At 64.4% G+C, this 15,960-nt stretch carries 12 protein-coding genes; 3 read left to right on the plus strand and 9 right to left on the minus strand.

Going from position 1 to position 15,960, the window contains the following annotated elements; all coding sequences use genetic code 11:
- Positions 1-12: 12 nt before the first annotated feature.
- The 9 genes from AC3ISR_RS10535 to AC3ISR_RS10575 form a co-directional block, all read right to left on the minus strand.
- Positions 13-2,229 carry a xanthine dehydrogenase family protein molybdopterin-binding subunit gene (locus AC3ISR_RS10535; protein ID WP_463985047.1) on the minus strand — a complete coding sequence of 739 codons (2,217 nt, stop codon included), beginning with the start codon at positions 2,227-2,229 and terminating at the stop codon, positions 13-15.
- Positions 2,229-2,684, minus strand: coding sequence for a (2Fe-2S)-binding protein (locus AC3ISR_RS10540; protein ID WP_463985048.1), 456 nt, complete (start codon positions 2,682-2,684; stop codon positions 2,229-2,231). Before AC3ISR_RS10540 ends, AC3ISR_RS10535 begins: the two co-directional genes overlap by 1 nt.
- Positions 2,685-2,838: 154 nt before the next feature.
- Complete coding sequence (locus AC3ISR_RS10545; protein ID WP_192300404.1) at positions 2,839-3,594, minus strand: ABC transporter ATP-binding protein; 756 nt, start codon at positions 3,592-3,594, stop codon at positions 2,839-2,841.
- Positions 3,588-4,616, minus strand: coding sequence for a FecCD family ABC transporter permease (locus AC3ISR_RS10550; protein ID WP_226456026.1), 1,029 nt, complete (start codon positions 4,614-4,616; stop codon positions 3,588-3,590). The genes AC3ISR_RS10545 and AC3ISR_RS10550 overlap by 7 nt, the downstream gene beginning before the upstream one ends.
- Entirely contained in the window at positions 4,613-5,746 is a 1,134-nt protein-coding gene (locus AC3ISR_RS10555; protein ID WP_192300429.1) for an ABC transporter substrate-binding protein, read from the minus strand. The genes AC3ISR_RS10550 and AC3ISR_RS10555 overlap by 4 nt, the downstream gene beginning before the upstream one ends.
- 20 nt (positions 5,747-5,766) lie before the next feature.
- Positions 5,767-8,121 (minus strand): TonB-dependent siderophore receptor, encoded by a 2,355-nt coding sequence (locus AC3ISR_RS10560; RefSeq protein WP_463985049.1) that lies wholly within the window; start codon positions 8,119-8,121, stop codon positions 5,767-5,769.
- Positions 8,122-8,313: 192 nt separating this feature from the next.
- Complete coding sequence (locus AC3ISR_RS10565) at positions 8,314-9,282, minus strand: FecR domain-containing protein (RefSeq protein WP_192300407.1); 969 nt, start codon at positions 9,280-9,282, stop codon at positions 8,314-8,316.
- Positions 9,283-9,286: 4 nt separating this feature from the next.
- On the minus strand, positions 9,287-9,802 hold the full coding sequence (locus AC3ISR_RS10570; RefSeq protein ID WP_192300408.1) for a sigma-70 family RNA polymerase sigma factor: 516 nt from the start codon (positions 9,800-9,802) through the stop codon (positions 9,287-9,289).
- A 36-nt stretch (positions 9,803-9,838) separates the two neighbouring features.
- Positions 9,839-11,011, minus strand: a complete 1,173-nt coding sequence (locus tag AC3ISR_RS10575; protein WP_463985050.1) for an MFS transporter — start codon at positions 11,009-11,011, stop codon at positions 9,839-9,841.
- 109 nt (positions 11,012-11,120) lie between these two features.
- On the opposite strand from AC3ISR_RS10575, the gene AC3ISR_RS10580 reads away from it, so the two are divergent.
- From AC3ISR_RS10580 to gbdR, 3 genes are all read left to right on the plus strand, one after another.
- Positions 11,121-13,286, plus strand: coding sequence for a TonB-dependent receptor (locus AC3ISR_RS10580; protein ID WP_463985051.1), 2,166 nt, complete (start codon positions 11,121-11,123; stop codon positions 13,284-13,286).
- Positions 13,287-13,450: 164 nt separating this feature from the next.
- Entirely contained in the window at positions 13,451-14,860 is a 1,410-nt protein-coding gene (gene gabP, locus AC3ISR_RS10585; RefSeq protein ID WP_463985052.1) for a GABA permease, read from the plus strand.
- A complete protein-coding gene (gbdR, locus tag AC3ISR_RS10590) occupies positions 14,857-15,930 on the plus strand; it encodes a choline metabolism transcriptional regulator GbdR (RefSeq protein ID WP_463985053.1) in 1,074 nt (357 codons plus the stop codon). Before gabP ends, gbdR begins: the two co-directional genes overlap by 4 nt.
- Positions 15,931-15,960: the final 30 nt, after the last annotated feature.

Below are 15,960 nucleotides of genomic sequence, written 5' to 3' on the forward strand. Positions count from 1 at the left end.
CGGTTCCTGGCGTTAGCTGAAGGTGTGGCGACTCAGGGGCAGGCTGCGGATGCGCTGGCCGGTCAACTGCGCCACCGCATTGGCCACGGCCGGCGCGACGGCGGGCAGCGGCGGTTCGCCGATGCCGCCCATCTTTTCGCCGCTCTCGACAATCCGCACATGCACCCGCGCCATCCGCGACGGCGGCAGGATCGGGTACAGGTCGTAATTGCGCGCCCGCGGCTTGCCGTCGACGAACACTGCTTCCTCCAGCAGCGTCTGGGACAAGCCCAACGCCACCGCGCCATTCACCTGGGCTTCGACAATCGCCGGGTTGACGATGCTGCCCGGGTCAATCGCTTCCCAGATGTCATGCACCTTGACCTGGCCGTGTTCAATCGACACCTCGGCGATCACCGCCGCATGGGAGCCGAACGGCGAGGCCATGGCCACGCCCCGCGCACGGCGGCTGCCGTCCTCGGCGGTGAACGGCCCGCGTTTCCAACCGCCGGACAACTCGCCCACCGCTTGCAGCAGGGTGGTCAGCCGTGGGTTGTCACGCAGCAGGTGTAGGCGCAACTCGTAAGGATCGTGGCCGCCCTTGTCCGCCAACTCGTCGAGGAACGCTTCGTAGAAAAAGTCATTCAGCGAATTGCCCACCGAACGCCAGTAACCCAGCATCGTCGGGCCTTTGACGTAGATCTGCGCGATGCGTTTATTGGGGATCGCATAGGATTTTCCCGACAGTCCTTCCAGGGCCGTGGGGTCGAGTTTGGCCCCCTGTTTACCGGCGATCGCTTCCGTTGGGCCTTCGGTGGCGCTGACCGCCTCGATGGCCACGGGAAAGCCTTTGTCATCCAGCGCGGCACGGAACTTGACCACCGCCACCGGGCGCAGCACGTCGCGCAGGAACTCTTCCTCGCGGCTCCAGATCAGCTTGATCGGGCGGCCGACCGCCTTGGCCAGCGCGATGGCCTGGGGATACGGGCTGGCCGAGTCATACAAGAAATGCCGGCCAAAAAAACCGCCCAGCAACGGCGAGTGCAGGTTGACCTGCGCCGGGTCGAGACCCGCGCGCTTGGCGATGTCGGCGCGGAACATGTCCGGTGCCTGGTTGGGCAGCCAGATGTCCAGGGTGCCGTCGGGGTTGAAGCGGGCGAGGGCAGAGGGCGGTTCCAGCTGGGCGTGGTTGACGTATTGGTTATGGTAGGTGGCTTCGAGGCTGGTTTTGGCGCCTTTCAGGGCGGCGGCGACATCGCCTTCGTTTTCATCGTCACGCCCCGGGCCTTGCTGGGCCGCAAGCACATCGCGCCAGCCATCGCTGGAAAAGTCCGCGGGCATCACCCGAACGGTCGCGTCTGCACCAGCCTCTTGCCAGTCAACCTGGAGCGCCTCCACCGCACGCTTGGCATGCCACCAACGTTCGGCCACCACGGCGACGGCGCCGGGCAGTTGATGCACCGAGTGCACGCCCTTCATCCCTTCGACCTGCGCCTGATTGCGCAGGCTGCCCACCGTCATGCCCAGGCGCGGTGCGTGTTGCACCGCGGCGTGGAGCATGCCGTCGACCTTGAGGTCGATGCTGTATTGCGCCTTGCCGGTGGATTTGTCGTAGGCATCGACGCGACGTACCGGCTTGCCGATCCAACGGAACTGGCTCGGGTCGCGTAGCTTGATGCCTGCCGGGTCGGGCACCGGCATGTCCAGGGCGCGTCCGGCCAACTCGCCGTAGCCCAGGGAGCGCCCGGACGCCGCGTGTACCACGCGACCGGGTTGGGTGCTCAGTTCGGTCAGGGGCACGCCCAACTGCTCGGCGCCGGCCTGCAACAACATGGCCCGGGCCAGCGCGCCCAGGCGGCGCATGGTGGGGTAGCTCATACGCACCGACATGCTGCCGCCGGTGATACGCATGCCGTTTTCCATCACCACGTAGGCCTCGCCCGGCGGTGCGGCCTCGACGATGAAGGTCGCGGGGTCAGCGTCCAGTTCCTCGCCGACAATCTGCGCCATCGCCGTGTGCGTGCCTTGCCCGCCTTCCATGAAGGGGCTGAGCAATCGCACGCTACCGTCCGGGCGAATCTCCAGGAACGCCGGCACCTGGGTGCCGCGTTCCGCCGTGGCGGCCTGCACGCGGGCCGAACCCAGGGGCAAGCCGAAACCGATCACCAGCGCACCCACCGCCGTACTCGCCAGAAAGCGCCGGCGCGACAGGTTCACCGGGCCATCGAATAGTTCGTCGCGGGTATTCATCAGGCGTACTCCTGCTTGGCCAGGTCGTCGACCGCCGCATGAATCGCGTTGTAGGTGCCGCACCGGCACAGGTTGACCATCGCCGCGTCGATCTGCGCAGTGCTCGGCTTGGGGGTGTGCTTGAGCAGCGCGGTGGCCGCCATCACCTGCCCGGACTGGCAATACCCGCACTGCGCCACCTGATGCTCGACCCAGGCCGCGACCACGCGCTTGCCCACGGCATCGGCTTCAATCGCCTCGATGGTAGTGATGTCACGCCCGACCACCCCGGCCACCGGGGTCACGCAACTGCGCACCACGTTGCCGTCCACCAGCACCGAACAGGCGCCGCACTGGGCCAGGCCGCAGCCGTACTTGGTGCCGGTCAGGCCGAGGTCATCGCGGATTACCCACAGCAACGGGGTATCGGCATCCGCATCGACCTGATAGGTCGTCTGGTTGATTCGTAATTCCATGGCTCACCTGCACGTCGACGGTAGGTGCGGCCTTTATAGGATCGGGAATGCGCTGGCCGCTTAGTGTCGAACTCTAGACCACCACGCAAGGGCCATGTGCCCGGCCGTCGTCAAATCCAGAGGATCAGGCAAGCATTCGCGAGGATTGTGCCAGTTAGACGATGTCGTCGATCAGGATATGGTGCTGCCCCCGGCTACAGCGTTCGATGCGCGCCTGAACCTTGTAGACCGTGCGTAGCATGGCTTCATTGATCACCTCATGACTCGGCCCGCTGGCCTGGGCCGTGCCGTCGGCGATCACCAGCACCTGGTCGGCGAAGCGCAGCGCCTGGTTGAGGTCGTGCAGGGCGATAAACACGATCACCTGGCGCTGGCGGGCGAGGGCGCGCATAAACCCCAGCACCTGCACTTGGCGGTGCATGTCGAGGGCGCTGGTGGGCTCGTCCATCAGCAGCACTTCGGGTTCGCGCACCAGGGTCTGGGCGATGGAGACCAGTTGCTGTTGGCCGCCGCTGAGTTCACCGAGGTTGCGAAAGGCCAGGTCGCGGATGCCCAGGGCGTCAAGCATCTCATCCACGAGCCGCAGTTCGTCATCGTGCACCGTCCAGCCCGGCGCGAGTTGCTTGCGCGCCAGCAGCACCGATTCGTACACCGTCAACCGGGCGCTGGCATTGAGGCCCTGGGGCATGTAGCTGATGCCCTGCACACCCTTTGTCGAACCTTGCAGGATCACCTCACCCGGCCCGTCGAGCAGCCCGGCGATGCGCTTGAACAGGGTGGATTTACCGGCAGCGTTGGGGCCGACCACGGCGACCACCTGGCCGCCGACAAAGCGTGCGGTACTGACGCCGCTGATGATGGTGCGTGGTCCGTAGCAGGCGCCCAAGTCGTCCAGCTGAATACTTACCATGAGTTTTTCTTCCCGCCGAGGATCAGGGAGATAAAGAACGGCACGCCGATCAATGAGGTGACCACGCCAATCGGGAAAATCGCGCCGGGGATCAGGGTCTTGCTCACCACCGAGCTGGCCGACAGGATCAGTGCGCCGGTCAGCAGCGAGGCGGGCAGGAAGAAGCGCTGGTCTTCGCCGATCAGCATGCGCGCGATGTGCGGACCGACCAGCCCGATAAAGCCAATGGTGCCGACAAACGCCACCGGGAACGCGGCGAGCAGGCTGACCATGATCAGCGTCTGCAAGCGCAGGCTGCGCACGTTGATGCCGAAGCTGGCGGCCTTGTCGTCGCCCAGGCGCAACGCGGTGAGGGCCCAGGCGCGCTTGGCGAAAATCGGCAGGGTGATCAGGATCACCAGGCAGATCACCCCCAACTTGGGCCAGGTGGCCTTGGTCAGGCTGCCCATGGTCCAGAACACCACGGCGGCCACCGCTTGTTCGGTGGCAAAAAACTGCACCAGCGCCAGCAGCGCATTGAACGTGAACACCAGCGCAATGCCCAGCAGCACGATGGTTTCGGCGCTCACGCCACGGCGCAGGCTGAGGAAGTGGATCAGCAGCGCGCAGAGCATGGCCATGATGAAGGCATTGAGCGGCACCATGTACTGCGCCGCCAGCGGGAACAGCGCCACACCAAACGCCAGGCCCATGGCGGCGCCGAAACTGGCGGCGGCGGACAGGCCCAGGGTGAACGGGCTGGCCAGCGGGTTGTTGAGGATGGTCTGCATCTGCGCGCCGGCCAGGGACAGCGCGGCGCCCACGGCAACGGCCATCAGCGCGACGGGCAGGCGGATGTCCCACATCACCACGCGCACTTGCGGCGCGGCGGTGTCCGGGGCAAACAGTGCGCCGAGCACTTCACTGAGGCTGTAGCGCGCCGGCCCCAGAGCCAGGTCGAGCAACACACTGCCCAACAACAGCACGGCCAGGGCGCAGAGGATCAGGCGTTTGCGCAGCACCAGCTGGCGGTAGGCGCTCATGGTTTGAGGCTCACGAAGTAGCCCGGCTCGTAGGGCACCGGCAGGAAGCGCTCGTGCAACTCGCGAAAGGCGGCCTCGGGATCGAGGTCGGCAAACAGCGTCGGGTGAAACCACTTGGCCAACTGCTGGATCGCCACGAACTGGTACGGGCTGTTGTAGAACTGGTGCCAGATCGCGTGGAACGCTTGCTGCTCCTGGGCCTTGATCCCGGCATAGGCCGGGCGGCCGGTGTACCACGCCAGTTTGCGCCGGGCCTCGGCCATGTCGGCTGCGGGGCCGACGCCGACCCAGTGCCCACCCGGCGCGAACGCCTCCCAGTTGGCGCTGGTGACGACCACCTGGGCCGGGTTGGCGACGATCACCTGCTCGGGGTTCAACTGGCCGAAGGTGCTGGGAATAATGCCTTTGGCGATGTTGTTGCCGCCGGCCAGCTCGACGAACAGGCCGAAGTTTTCATTGCCGAAACTCAGGCAGCAATCCTCGGTGTAGCCACCGATACGCTCGATAAATACCGCAGGGCGCGTGGGCTGCTGCGCGGCTATCACGTCGGTGACACGGCGGATCTGCTTGTTGCGAAACGCGATAAACGCTTCGGCCTGCTGCTCTTTGCCGAACAACTGGCCAAACAGGCGCATGGTCGGCTCGGTGTTGGTCATGGGCTGGTTGCGAAAGTCCACGTACACCACCGGGATGCCCAGGGCGTCGAGTTTCTCGATGTAGCGCGCATCTTCGGTGGCGTGCTGTGCCTCGATGTTGAGGATGATCACGTCGGGGCGCTGGGAGATGGCTTGTTCGATGTCGAAGGTGCCGTCTTCAAAGCCGCCGAAGGTGGGGATCTTGGCGATGGCGGGGAATTTGCGCAGGTAGGCGTTGTAGGTGTCCGGGTCGGACTGGATCAGGTCCTTGCGCCAGCCGACGATGCGTTCGATGGGGTTTTGCGTGTCCAGTGCGGCCACCAGGTACAGCTGGCGGCCTTCGCCGAGAATCACCCGCTGCACCGGCAGGTTGACCTTGACCTGGCGGCCGAGCAGATCGGTGACCGTGGTGGGGGTGGCAAACGCCGGCATGCCCAGCAACCCGGTGAACAACAGCGCCGCCAGGACGTGGCCGCATCGCACAATCGAAAGCATCATGTAAGCCCTTGCTGGTATCAGAAATCGACCGTGGCCGAGAGGAGGAGGGTGCGTGGCGAGGCCTGGGAGAACGCGCCGTAGGAGGCCACGCCGGACCAGTACTGGCGGTCGAACAGGTTCTGCAGCGTGGCGCGGAATGTGGTCGGTCGCTCGGCGATGCGCGTGCTGTAGCGTGCGCCGACATCGATGCGGGTCCAGGGATCGAGGCGCTGGGTGTTGGCCTGATCGACGTACTGGCTGGCGGTGTAGATCGCGCCGCCGGTCAACGTCAGCCCCTCGACTGTCGGCGTGTCCCATTCGGCCCACAGGTTGGCCTGCATCTCGGGCACGCCGACCGGGGTATTGCCACGGTTGGCGGCGATGCCGCTGCGGGTCAATTGCGCGTCCATCAAGGTCACGCCACCGAGCAGGCGCGTGCCCTGGGCGACTTCGCCAAACACGCTCAATTCCAGGCCACGGTTGCGCTGTTCGCCCTGCACCGAAAAGCGCCCGTCGGCCAGTTCGCCGCTGGGTTTGTCGATCTGGAACAGCGCCAGGGTCGACATGAAGGTGCCGTAGTCGAGCTTGACCCCGACCTCATGCTGCGTGGACACGTAAGGCGCAAAGATCTCACCGGCGTTCGCCGCGTTGGACGGCGCCACATCGCCCTTGCTCAGGCCTTCGAGGTAGTTGTAGTAGAACGCCACGTGCTCCCACGGCTTGAGCACTGCGCCGAACAGCGGCGTGGTCTTGCCATCGTCGTAGGCGCTGGTGACTGCGCCCACGGTGTTGTAGTTGTTCGATTGGATGCGCTGTTGGCGCAGGCCGACGGTGACCTGCACGTGCTGGTCCAATACCGACAAGGTGTCGGCGATGGCCACGCCGGTCAGCTCGGTGGCCGAGACTTTCGGCGCGTCCGGCTTGGGGATCGACGGCTTGGGGCGCTCGGTGGGGTGATAGATATTCGACAGCACCGAGGCGCCGGAAATGATCCCGCGTGACAGCTCGTCGCGATAACGGCTGGCCTGCACCACGCTGGTGTGGCTGACCGGCCCGGTGTCGAAGCGTACGCGGGCACCGGCGTCCACGGTGTAGCGCTGGACTTCGAAGCGGTAGTAACCGGGTGTGGAATCGGTGTCGCCGGCGGCGTTGATGATCTTCGGCGTCTGGTCGGACATACGCGCCACGGCGGATTTGCCGCCGCCGGCGTGGGCGAACAGAGTGAGGGCATCGCTGAGGTCATATTCGCCGCTGAGCAACGCGGATTTGTCGCGGGTGCGTGACCAGCCCCAGTCCTGGCTGACATTGGTGCGGCCGTTGGCCGCGTTGGGAATGTTCACGCCGGGGGTGATCAGGAACGGTCGGGAAGCGGCGTCGAACTCTTCTTCCTGGGAGATCAGGTCCAGGCTGCCGCGCAGGCGCTCGCCCTGGTAATCCAGGGATAGCGCACCGATGCCGACGTCGCGTGATTGCGCGTCGATCACCGTGTTGCCCTGCTGCACGCCGCCGTTCAGGCGCAGGCCGAAGCGGCGCTCGTCACCGAAGCGGCGGCTGATGTCGATGCGGTTGCCGATGTGGGCATCCTGTGTGTAGCTGGCGGTGTAGCGGGTCAGGTCTTCGTCGAGGGAGCGCTTGGGCACCACATTGATCACGCCGCCCACCGCACTGTTGGGCGACATGCCGTAGAGCAGGGCGCCGGGGCCCTTGACCACTTCGATGCGCTCGGCGTACTCGGTAAACACGCGATAGTTGGAGGCCACGCCGTAGACGCCGTCGAAGGCCAGTTCGCCGAGGTTGCCTTCGCCCACCGGGAAGCCGCGGATGAAAAACGAATCGACAATGCCGCCGGTCTGCCCGGTGGAGCGCACCGAAGAGTCGCGTTCCAGCAGATCGCCGACGGTGGTGGCCTGCTGGTCCTTGATCAGCGACGCGGTGTAGGTGCTGACGCTGAAGGGCGCGTCCATCACGTCGCGGTTGCCGAGCATGCCCAGGCGCCCGCCGACCGCGACCTGGCCGCCGGAATAGGCTGGCGGCAGGCTGTCGCTGCGTTGTGCCGTGCCGCTGACGGTGGTTTCCGACAGGGTGACCCGGCGTAGTGCCAGGGTGTAGCTGCCGTCTGCGCGCAAGACCATTTCCAGGCCGCTGCCGGCGAGCAGGCGGGTAACGGCCTCCTCGGTCGAATAGGTGCCGGACAGGCCGGGGCTGGTCAGGCCGTCGGTGAGCGCCGGCAGGAACGACAGCGCGATGCCGGCGTCCACGGCGAAGTTCGACAGCGTGGCGCCGAGGGGGCCGGGGGTGATCTGGTAGGCACGCATTGTCACCCCATCCAACTGCGCGGCCATGGCGGCGCTGGTGAGGGCCAGGCTGAGCAGTGCGCTGCGGATCACGAGCATGGATGGGGGGCCTGTGGGTTGGAGTGGGGGTTGATGTGTTTGCCAGTTGAGATTGGGAAAAGTATCAGGGTGGCAGGGGTTTATTTTTGGTGTACGTATCCATTCGGGCGGGTTGAACGGGGTCAAAACTGTGGGAGCGGGCTTGCTCGCGAATGCGCTGGATCAGCCGATGAATGAGTTGGCTGACACGCCCTAAGCCGCCGACAACGTGAGCCAATACCCACTCAAATGCCCACTGACAACCACCGGATATGTCTGCACCAGCATGTTCAACGTGCGCTGTGTATCACTGATGGGAAACGCCCCAGAGATACGCAAATCAGCAATCGCGGGATCACAACGCACAAAACCACGCCGATAACGCGCCAGTTCGGCAACGAAATCCGCCAGGCGCATCCTGTCAGCCATCAACATGCCCTGGGTCCAGGCCCCCACGTTACGGTCGGTAGCCGCCACCCCACCAAAGGTCTGCGCAGAAAAGTTCATGCGCTGCCCGGCGTTGACGATCAGCGGTGTGCTCTGGTTGTTCTCGGCCAGCATCACCTTGACCGCGCCTTCGAGCACCGCCAGGTGGGTGAGCGGGCTCAGTTCGCGCACGGTGAAGCGCGTACCCAGGGCCTGCATGCGGCCCTGGCGGGTGCTGACCAGGAATGGGCGCGAGGTATCCGCGGCCGTCTGCACCAGCATCTCACCTTCGCGCAAGTGCACCAGACGCTGCTGGCTGTCAAAACGCACATCGATGGCCGTATCGGTGTTGAGCGTGATACGCGAGCCATCGGCCAGCACCAGTTCACGGCGTTCGCCGACGTGGGTGCGGTAGTCGGCGGTCCATTGCTGGGATTGCGCAAGTTTCCAACTGCCCCAGCCGACCGGCATCACCGCCAGCAGCAAGGCCAGCTTGCCCAGGACGGCGCGGCGTTCCGGGTGGCTTGGACGATCCAGCGCCGACATCGCCAGGGCCGGCGGCAGCCCGCCGAGCTTGCTTTGCAGCAACTGCGCCCGGGCCCAGGCGCGATCACGTTCGGGGCTGCTGGTTTTCCAGCGTTCCCACTCGGCGCGTTCGCTGGCGCTGAGGTCGTTTTCGCTCAGGCGCATCAGCCATTCGGCGGCCTCTTCGAGGACATCGGCGGCGAGCGGTGGCTGTTTGCGCAGGCTGAGCATGGGCTTATTCCACCAGCATCAGGCACTGCACAAACGCCTGTTTCATGTAGCGTTTGACGGTGATCAGCGACACGCCCAGTTGCTCGGCAATCGCGTCGTACTTGAGGCCGCTGAGCTGCGACAGCAGGAACGCGCGTTTGACCAGTGGCGGCAGCGCGTCGAGCATCGCGTCGATTTCGTGCAGGGTTTCCAGCACCATGAAGTGGGTTTCCGCCGACGGTGCTTGCTGTAGCGGCGCGCTGGCGAGGGCTTCCAGATAAGCCCGTTCCAACGCCTTGCGCTGATACCAATTGACCAGGATGCCCCTGGCCACGCAGGTCAGGTAGGCACGTGGCTGGTCGATCACCGTGACCTGGGAGGCGAGGATCCGGGTGAAGGTGTCCTGGGCCAGGTCGGCCGCATCCATGGCGTTGCCGAGTTTGCGTTTGAGCGTGGCGTACAGCCAGCCGTGATGCCCGCTGTACAGCGCCTCGATTGCGCGCAGGTGGTGGTTGTGATCGGCGTCGAGGATTTCGCTCATGGCGCACATCCGTGCAATTGAGAAGTATTCCCAATGCTAAGGGACAACCCGGCGTGAACGCAACGCGAGAATCGCAAGCAGTGCCAGCCCATACGCCGCGCAGACGAACAGGTAGGTATACGCCAGGCCATACACCTGGCTGAGCAGGCCACCGATGGCGATACCGGCAATCGAGGCGAATTGCGCAGTGCCCTGGGCGATCCCCAGCACGTAGCCCTGGCTTGAGCTGTCGGCGCTCTTTGAAATCAACGCCATCAGCACCGGCGTGGTCGCCCCGAGCAACACGCCCCACACCAGGTAACCGAGGGCGAACACCAGCGGGTTGCGGGTGATGCCGGCGATGCCGGTGAGCGCAATGCACGCGAGTACCACCCAGGCGATGCGCCGCAGGGAATCGCCTGGGTCACGCCCTTCGAAATGCCGCGCCCATGTCGTTGCGCACAGGATGAAACCCAATGCCAGCAGGCCGTAGCACAGGCCGACCCAGGCGTTGCTGACGTTGAATGTGCTGCTCACATACAGCGCGAACGAGGTCTGCGGCAGCATTCGCGCCAGCAGCAGAATGCCCATCACCACCAGCAGCGGCAGCAGCGCCGAACTGCGCCATACCACGGCGCTCGACGCGTTCACGGGTTTCTTCTGCGGCGGCACGTCCGGCAGGCTCAGCGCCGCAACCAGCGTGCACACCGCGCAGAGTGCCGAGGCGCTGAGGTTGATCCAGAAAAACGTCGCGTGATCGAGGATCAAGCCGCCGACCACCGCACCGAGCAGCGAGCCGACGTTGGTGGAAATCTGCAACAGCGCAAACAACCGCGCGCGCCGGGCCGGCGCCTCGATACTTACGCCATACGCCTGGGCCGGGGCGATATACCCGGCGCACGCGCCCTGCACAAAGCGCAACAGCAGGATCGCCCAGATGTCGCTGATCAAGGCCAGCGCCAGTTGGGTCAGGGTCAGGCCGATCAGGGCGCGGATCATCATCAGCTTGTGGCCATGACGATCACCGACGCGCCCCCAGAACGCGCTGGTCAGCAGGATGCCGAGCATCGGACCGACGTACACGGCGATGCTGGCGAAGCTGAACAACGCATCGGAGTCGGTCAGCCCGCGCAAGTGCACCGGCCAGAACGGGCCGCTCATTTCCATCGCGCCCATCGACACGAGCTGGATGGCGAACAGCAGGGAAATCAGGATGCGGGTCGGTGGCATGGATCAATCTCGGTGTGCAAAAAAATGTGCGGGGTGCTGATACTTTTTCGTCGGTTGGCTGGCATCAGGAGTAATTCTCATCTTCTCTCGATGCAAGGACCCCACCGTCATGCCCGTTGCCAGCCGGTTAACATTCGCCATTCGTACCGCCCTGTTGTTGGCCGCCGCCAGCAGCAACGCCTGGGCCGCCACCGCCGAGCCGAGCGACGACAGCGCGCAGAGCCTGACCCTTGACGCGACGAACGTCAACGCCGTGTACAACGGCCCCAGCGCCTTGCCCGAGGTGCTCGCCGGCGGCCAGGTGGCGCGGGGCGCGCGCCTGGGCATGCTGGGTAACAAGGACGTGATGGACGCCCCGTTCAGCGTCACCAGCTACACCGCCAAGACCCTTGCCGACCTGCAAACCGTGACCGTCGCCGACGCACTGGAGCGCGACCCTTCGGTGCGTTCCACCGGGCAGAACGGCGGCATCGTCGACTCGTTTTTCATCCGTGGTTTCGCGATTGGCGAGGGCAACCTCGGCGAGCTGGCCTATGACGGCGTCTACGGCGTAGCGCCCAACTACCGCGCATTTACCGAGTACGCCGAGCGCATCGAAGTGCTCAAGGGGCCGGGGGCGCTGGTGTACGGCATCTCGCCCAACAGCGGCGTCGGCGGGGTGATCAATATCGTGCCCAAACGTCCGCTGGACGAGGACCTGACGCGCTTTACCGGCAGCTATGCGTCGGACAGCCAGGTTGGCGGCCACCTCGACCTGAGCCGCCGTTTCGGCGCTGAAAACCAGTTTGGCGTGCGCTTCAACGGCAGCCTGCAAGGCGGCGACACGGCCGTGGACAACCAGCATCGCGACGTTGGCATCGGTGCGATTGCCTTGGATTATCGCGGCGAGCGCCTGCGCCTGAACCTCGACTACCTGAGCCAGAAGGAAAGCTGGGAGGGCGCCTCGCGTCCGTTCACCATTCAACCGGGCGTGCAGGTGCCTTCCGCGCCGAATGGCCGCACCAGCCTGCCGCAGAAGTGGGGCTGGTCGGACACCAAGGAGCAATCGTTGCTGCTCGGCGGCGAATATGACCTGAACGACAACCTGACGGTGTTCGCCCACGCCGGTGGCGGGCGTTCGGATGTGAAGCGCCTGTCCGACCAGGTGCCGCGCATCCTCAATGACGCCGGTGACACCAAAAACACGCCGGGCTACTACAAATTCAACGTCGACCGTTCGACGGCCGACATCGGCCTGCGCAGCCTCTTTGCCACCGGCCCGGTGACGCATACCACCACACTGATGGCGAGCCGTTATAGGGATGAGCTGTCGCGGGGCATCACCAACGGCAAGGACATTTACTCCAACATCTATCACCCGGTGGACACGCCCCAGCAGTACATCAACACGCCGAAGGTGCTGCGCATTTCCGAAACCGAGCTGTCCGGCGTGGCGTTGACCGACACCCTGGGCCTGTTCGAAGACCGCCTCCAACTGACCCTGGGCATGCGGCACCAAGCCATCGAATCGCGCAACTACAACAGCACCGGCGGGGTCAGTGCGCGGTATGACGCCAGTGCCAATACGCCGCTGCTCGGCGTGGTGGTCAAGCCCTGGGATGACGTGTCGCTCTACTACAACTATGTCGAAGGCCTGAGCAAAGGCGATGCCGCACCCGGTACGGCGAGCAATGCCGGCGAGACCTTTGCGCCCTACGAGTCCAAGCAACACGAATTGGGCGTGAAGTATGAACACGGCAGCTTCATGACCAGCGTGGCGTTGTTCCAGATTGAAAAGCCCAGCGGCGAAGTCGGTGCCGGCAATGTGTTTTCGGTACAGGCCGAGCAGCGCAACCGTGGTGTCGAGCTGAGCCTGTATGGCGAAGTGGCGCCCGGCACGCGCCTGATGGGCGGTGTGACCTTCCTCGATGGCGAGCTGACCAAATCCGCCACCGCCGCCAACCGTGGCAACAAACCCGTGGGCGTGCCGGACATCCAGGCCAACCTCTGGGCCGAGTGGGACACGCCGGGGCTGGAAGGTTTCACCCTTACCGGCGGCGCGATCTACACCGACCGCCAGTACGTCGACCAGGCCAATACCCAGCAGTTGGATGCGTGGACGCGCATCGACATGGGCGCGCGCTACGCGACCAAGATCGAAGGGCGGCCTACCACCTTCCGCGCCACGGTGCAGAACGTGTTTGATCGTGAATACTGGTCGGGAGTGGCGTCGTACGGCGCGTTCTCGCCGGGTTATCCGCGCACGTTGCAGCTGTCGGCCAGCGTGGATTTTTGAGGCCAGCGTCAAGCACGAATGTCGATATCAGGCACATTCGTGCCGCCCTCAGGCTATTTTCGCGCAAGCCGGCCCGCGTAAGGTGACTCATCATTAAGAGATGATGATCGCCTGACTGATCAGTCAGTACGCCTCAACGTCGATCACCGAGAATAAAAACAACGATGAATAGCCTGAGTTCCAAGGATTTGAACGGTCAATTGGCGCAAGGCTTCAAGCCGCGCCATGTCACCATGTTGTCTATCGCAGGGATTATCGGCGCAGGGCTGTTTGTCGGCTCCGGGCACGCGATTGCAGCGGCGGGCCCGGCCGTGATGCTGGCCTATCTGTTTTCCGGGTTGCTGGTGGTGCTGGTCATGCGCATGCTTGGCGAGATGGCGGTGGCCAACCCGGACACCGGTTCGTTCTCGACCTATGCGGACCAGGCCATCGGGCGCTGGGCCGGTTTCACCATCGGCTGGCTGTACTGGTGGTTCTGGGTGCTGGTGATCCCCATCGAAGCCCTGGCCGCCGGGCATATCCTCAACCAATGGTTCCCGCAGATCGACGCTTGGCTCTTTGCCTTGCTGTCGATCTTTTTGTTGGTGGCCACCAATCTGTTCAGCGTCTCCAAGTACGGCGAATTCGAGTTCTGGTTCGCCATGGCCAAGGTGGTGGCGATCATCGGCTTTATTGGCCTGGGGTTTGCCGTGCTGATGGGCTGGATCCCCGAGCGCGAGGCCAGCGGGCTCGGCCGCTTGATGGAGGAACACGGTGGGTTCGCGCCGAATGGACTGTCGGCGGTGGTCGGCGCGTTCATTACCATCATGTTCAGCTTCATCGGCACCGAAGCGGTGACCATCGCGGCCGCGGAGTCCAGCAACCCGGCGCAGAACATCGCCCGCGCGACCCGTTCGGTGATGTGGCGTATCGGTGTGTTCTATGTGCTATCGATTTTTGTGGTGATCTCCGTGGTGCCCTGGGATGACCCGTTGCTGGCATCGGTCGGCTCCTACCAGCGCGCACTGGAACTGATGAACATTCCCCACGCCAAGCTGCTGGTGGATGTGGTGGTACTGATCGCCGTGGCCAGTTGCATGAACTCATCGATCTACATTGCGTCGCGCATGCTGTTTTCCCTGGGCAAGCGCGGCGATGCTCCCGCGCTGATGAAAAAGACCTCGGCGGCCAGCGTGCCCCGGGCCGCGGTGCTGGCCAGTACTGTGCTGGGCGCGGGGGTGACGCTGCTCAGTTATTTCATGCCGGCCGGGCTGTTCCAGTTTTTGCTGGCGAGTTCGGGCGCCATTGCCTTGCTGGTGTACTTGGTGATCGCGATTTCGCAACTGCGTATGCGCAAGATCCTGCAGCGGCGTAACGTGCCGCTGACGTTCAAGATGTGGCTGTTTCCCTGGCTGACATGGCTGGTGATTGCGTTCATTTGCGGCGCGTTGACGGTGATGCTGGTGACGCCGGAGCACCGCTTCGAGGTGTCGTCGACCCTCGGCCTGGCGTTGTTGATTTCATTCATCGGCCTGATCACCGCACGACATCCCGGACCCGCGCAATTGCCCGTAGCCGCAGCCACCCAACCATGACCACCCGGGCGGTCAACAGCATTGTGTTCTTGCTGCTGGACCAGTTCACGCTGATCTCGCTGGCGTCCGCCCTGGAACCGTTGCGCATGGCCAACCAATTGGCGGGCCAGGAGCTGTACCGCTGGCACACCGCGAGCCTCGACGGCCACCCGGTCTGGGCCAGCGACGGCGTGCCCGTCACCCCGGACGGCTCGATTGTCAGCGTGCCGTCCGCCGACAGCGTGATCGTGTGCGGCGGCATTGGTATCCAGGGCACCGTGACCGGCGAACTGCTCAAATGGCTGCGCGGCCAGGCACGCTATTCCAAGCGCCTGGGCGGCATTTGCACCGGCAGTTGGGTGCTGGCGCGGGCGGGCTTGCTCGATGGGCACGAATGCAGCGTGCACTGGGAATGGTTGGCGGCCATGCAGGAAGCGTTTCCACGGGTGAGCGTCAGTTCCAGCCTGTTCACCCTCGACCGTGAGCGTCTCACCAGCTCGGGGGGGACGGCCCCCCTGGACATGATGTTGCACCTGATCGGCCGCGATCACGGGCATGAGTTGTCGGCGGCGATTTCGGACATGTTCGTGTACGAACGCATCCGCAACGAGCAGGACCACCAGCGCGTGCCACTCAAGCACATGCTCGGCACCCAGCAACCGAAGTTGCAGGAAATTGTCGCGCTGATGGAAGCCAACCTCGAAGAGCCGATCAACCTCGATGAACTGGCCGTTTACGTCGCGCTGTCGCGTCGCCAGCTTGAGCGGATGTTCCAGAAGTACCTGCATTGTTCGCCGTCGCGCTATTACCTGCGGCTGCGGCTGATCCGTGCGCGGCAGTTGCTCAAGCAGACGCCCATTTCCATTGTCGAGTTGGCGGTGCTCTGTGGCTTTGTGTCCACCCCGCACTTCTCCAAATGCTACCGCGAGTACTTTGGCGTGCCGCCCAGTGATGAGCGCTCGGTCACCGACGGTGAGCGCTCGCAGGTGTTGAAACCGATGATTCAACTGCGCCCCGCACCGGCACCGATGAATGTGTTGGAGCAGGCGCGAGGGGAGTCGACGTTTGCCAGTGTCAAAAATCTGAAGTGACGCCGATGCTGGCGTAGCGGGCCTATGAAA

The sequence above is a fragment of the Pseudomonas sp. GL_117 genome (assembly GCF_057835125.1).

Bases quoted from the DNA above. Each gene is read 5' to 3' on its own strand.
- AC3ISR_RS10555 (WP_192300429.1), bottom strand. From the start codon at position 5,746: ATGCTTTCGATTGTGCGATGCGGCCACGTCCTGGCGGCGCTGTTGTTC.
- AC3ISR_RS10575 (WP_463985050.1), bottom strand. From the start codon at position 11,011: ATGCCACCGACCCGCATCCTGATTTCCCTGCTGTTCGCCATCCAGCTC.
- AC3ISR_RS10580 (WP_463985051.1), top strand. From the start codon at position 11,121: ATGCCCGTTGCCAGCCGGTTAACATTCGCCATTCGTACCGCCCTGTTG.
- gabP (WP_463985052.1), top strand. From the start codon at position 13,451: ATGAATAGCCTGAGTTCCAAGGATTTGAACGGTCAATTGGCGCAAGGC.
- AC3ISR_RS10570 (WP_192300408.1), bottom strand. From the start codon at position 9,802: ATGAGCGAAATCCTCGACGCCGATCACAACCACCACCTGCGCGCAATC.
- AC3ISR_RS10540 (WP_463985048.1), bottom strand. From the start codon at position 2,684: ATGGAATTACGAATCAACCAGACGACCTATCAGGTCGATGCGGATGCC.
- AC3ISR_RS10560 (WP_463985049.1), bottom strand. From the start codon at position 8,121: ATGCTCGTGATCCGCAGCGCACTGCTCAGCCTGGCCCTCACCAGCGCC.
- AC3ISR_RS10545 (WP_192300404.1), bottom strand. From the start codon at position 3,594: ATGGTAAGTATTCAGCTGGACGACTTGGGCGCCTGCTACGGACCACGC.
- gbdR (WP_463985053.1), top strand. From the start codon at position 14,857: ATGACCACCCGGGCGGTCAACAGCATTGTGTTCTTGCTGCTGGACCAG.
- AC3ISR_RS10535 (WP_463985047.1), bottom strand. From the start codon at position 2,229: ATGAATACCCGCGACGAACTATTCGATGGCCCGGTGAACCTGTCGCGC.
- AC3ISR_RS10550 (WP_226456026.1), bottom strand. From the start codon at position 4,616: ATGAGCGCCTACCGCCAGCTGGTGCTGCGCAAACGCCTGATCCTCTGC.
- AC3ISR_RS10565 (WP_192300407.1), bottom strand. From the start codon at position 9,282: ATGCTCAGCCTGCGCAAACAGCCACCGCTCGCCGCCGATGTCCTCGAA.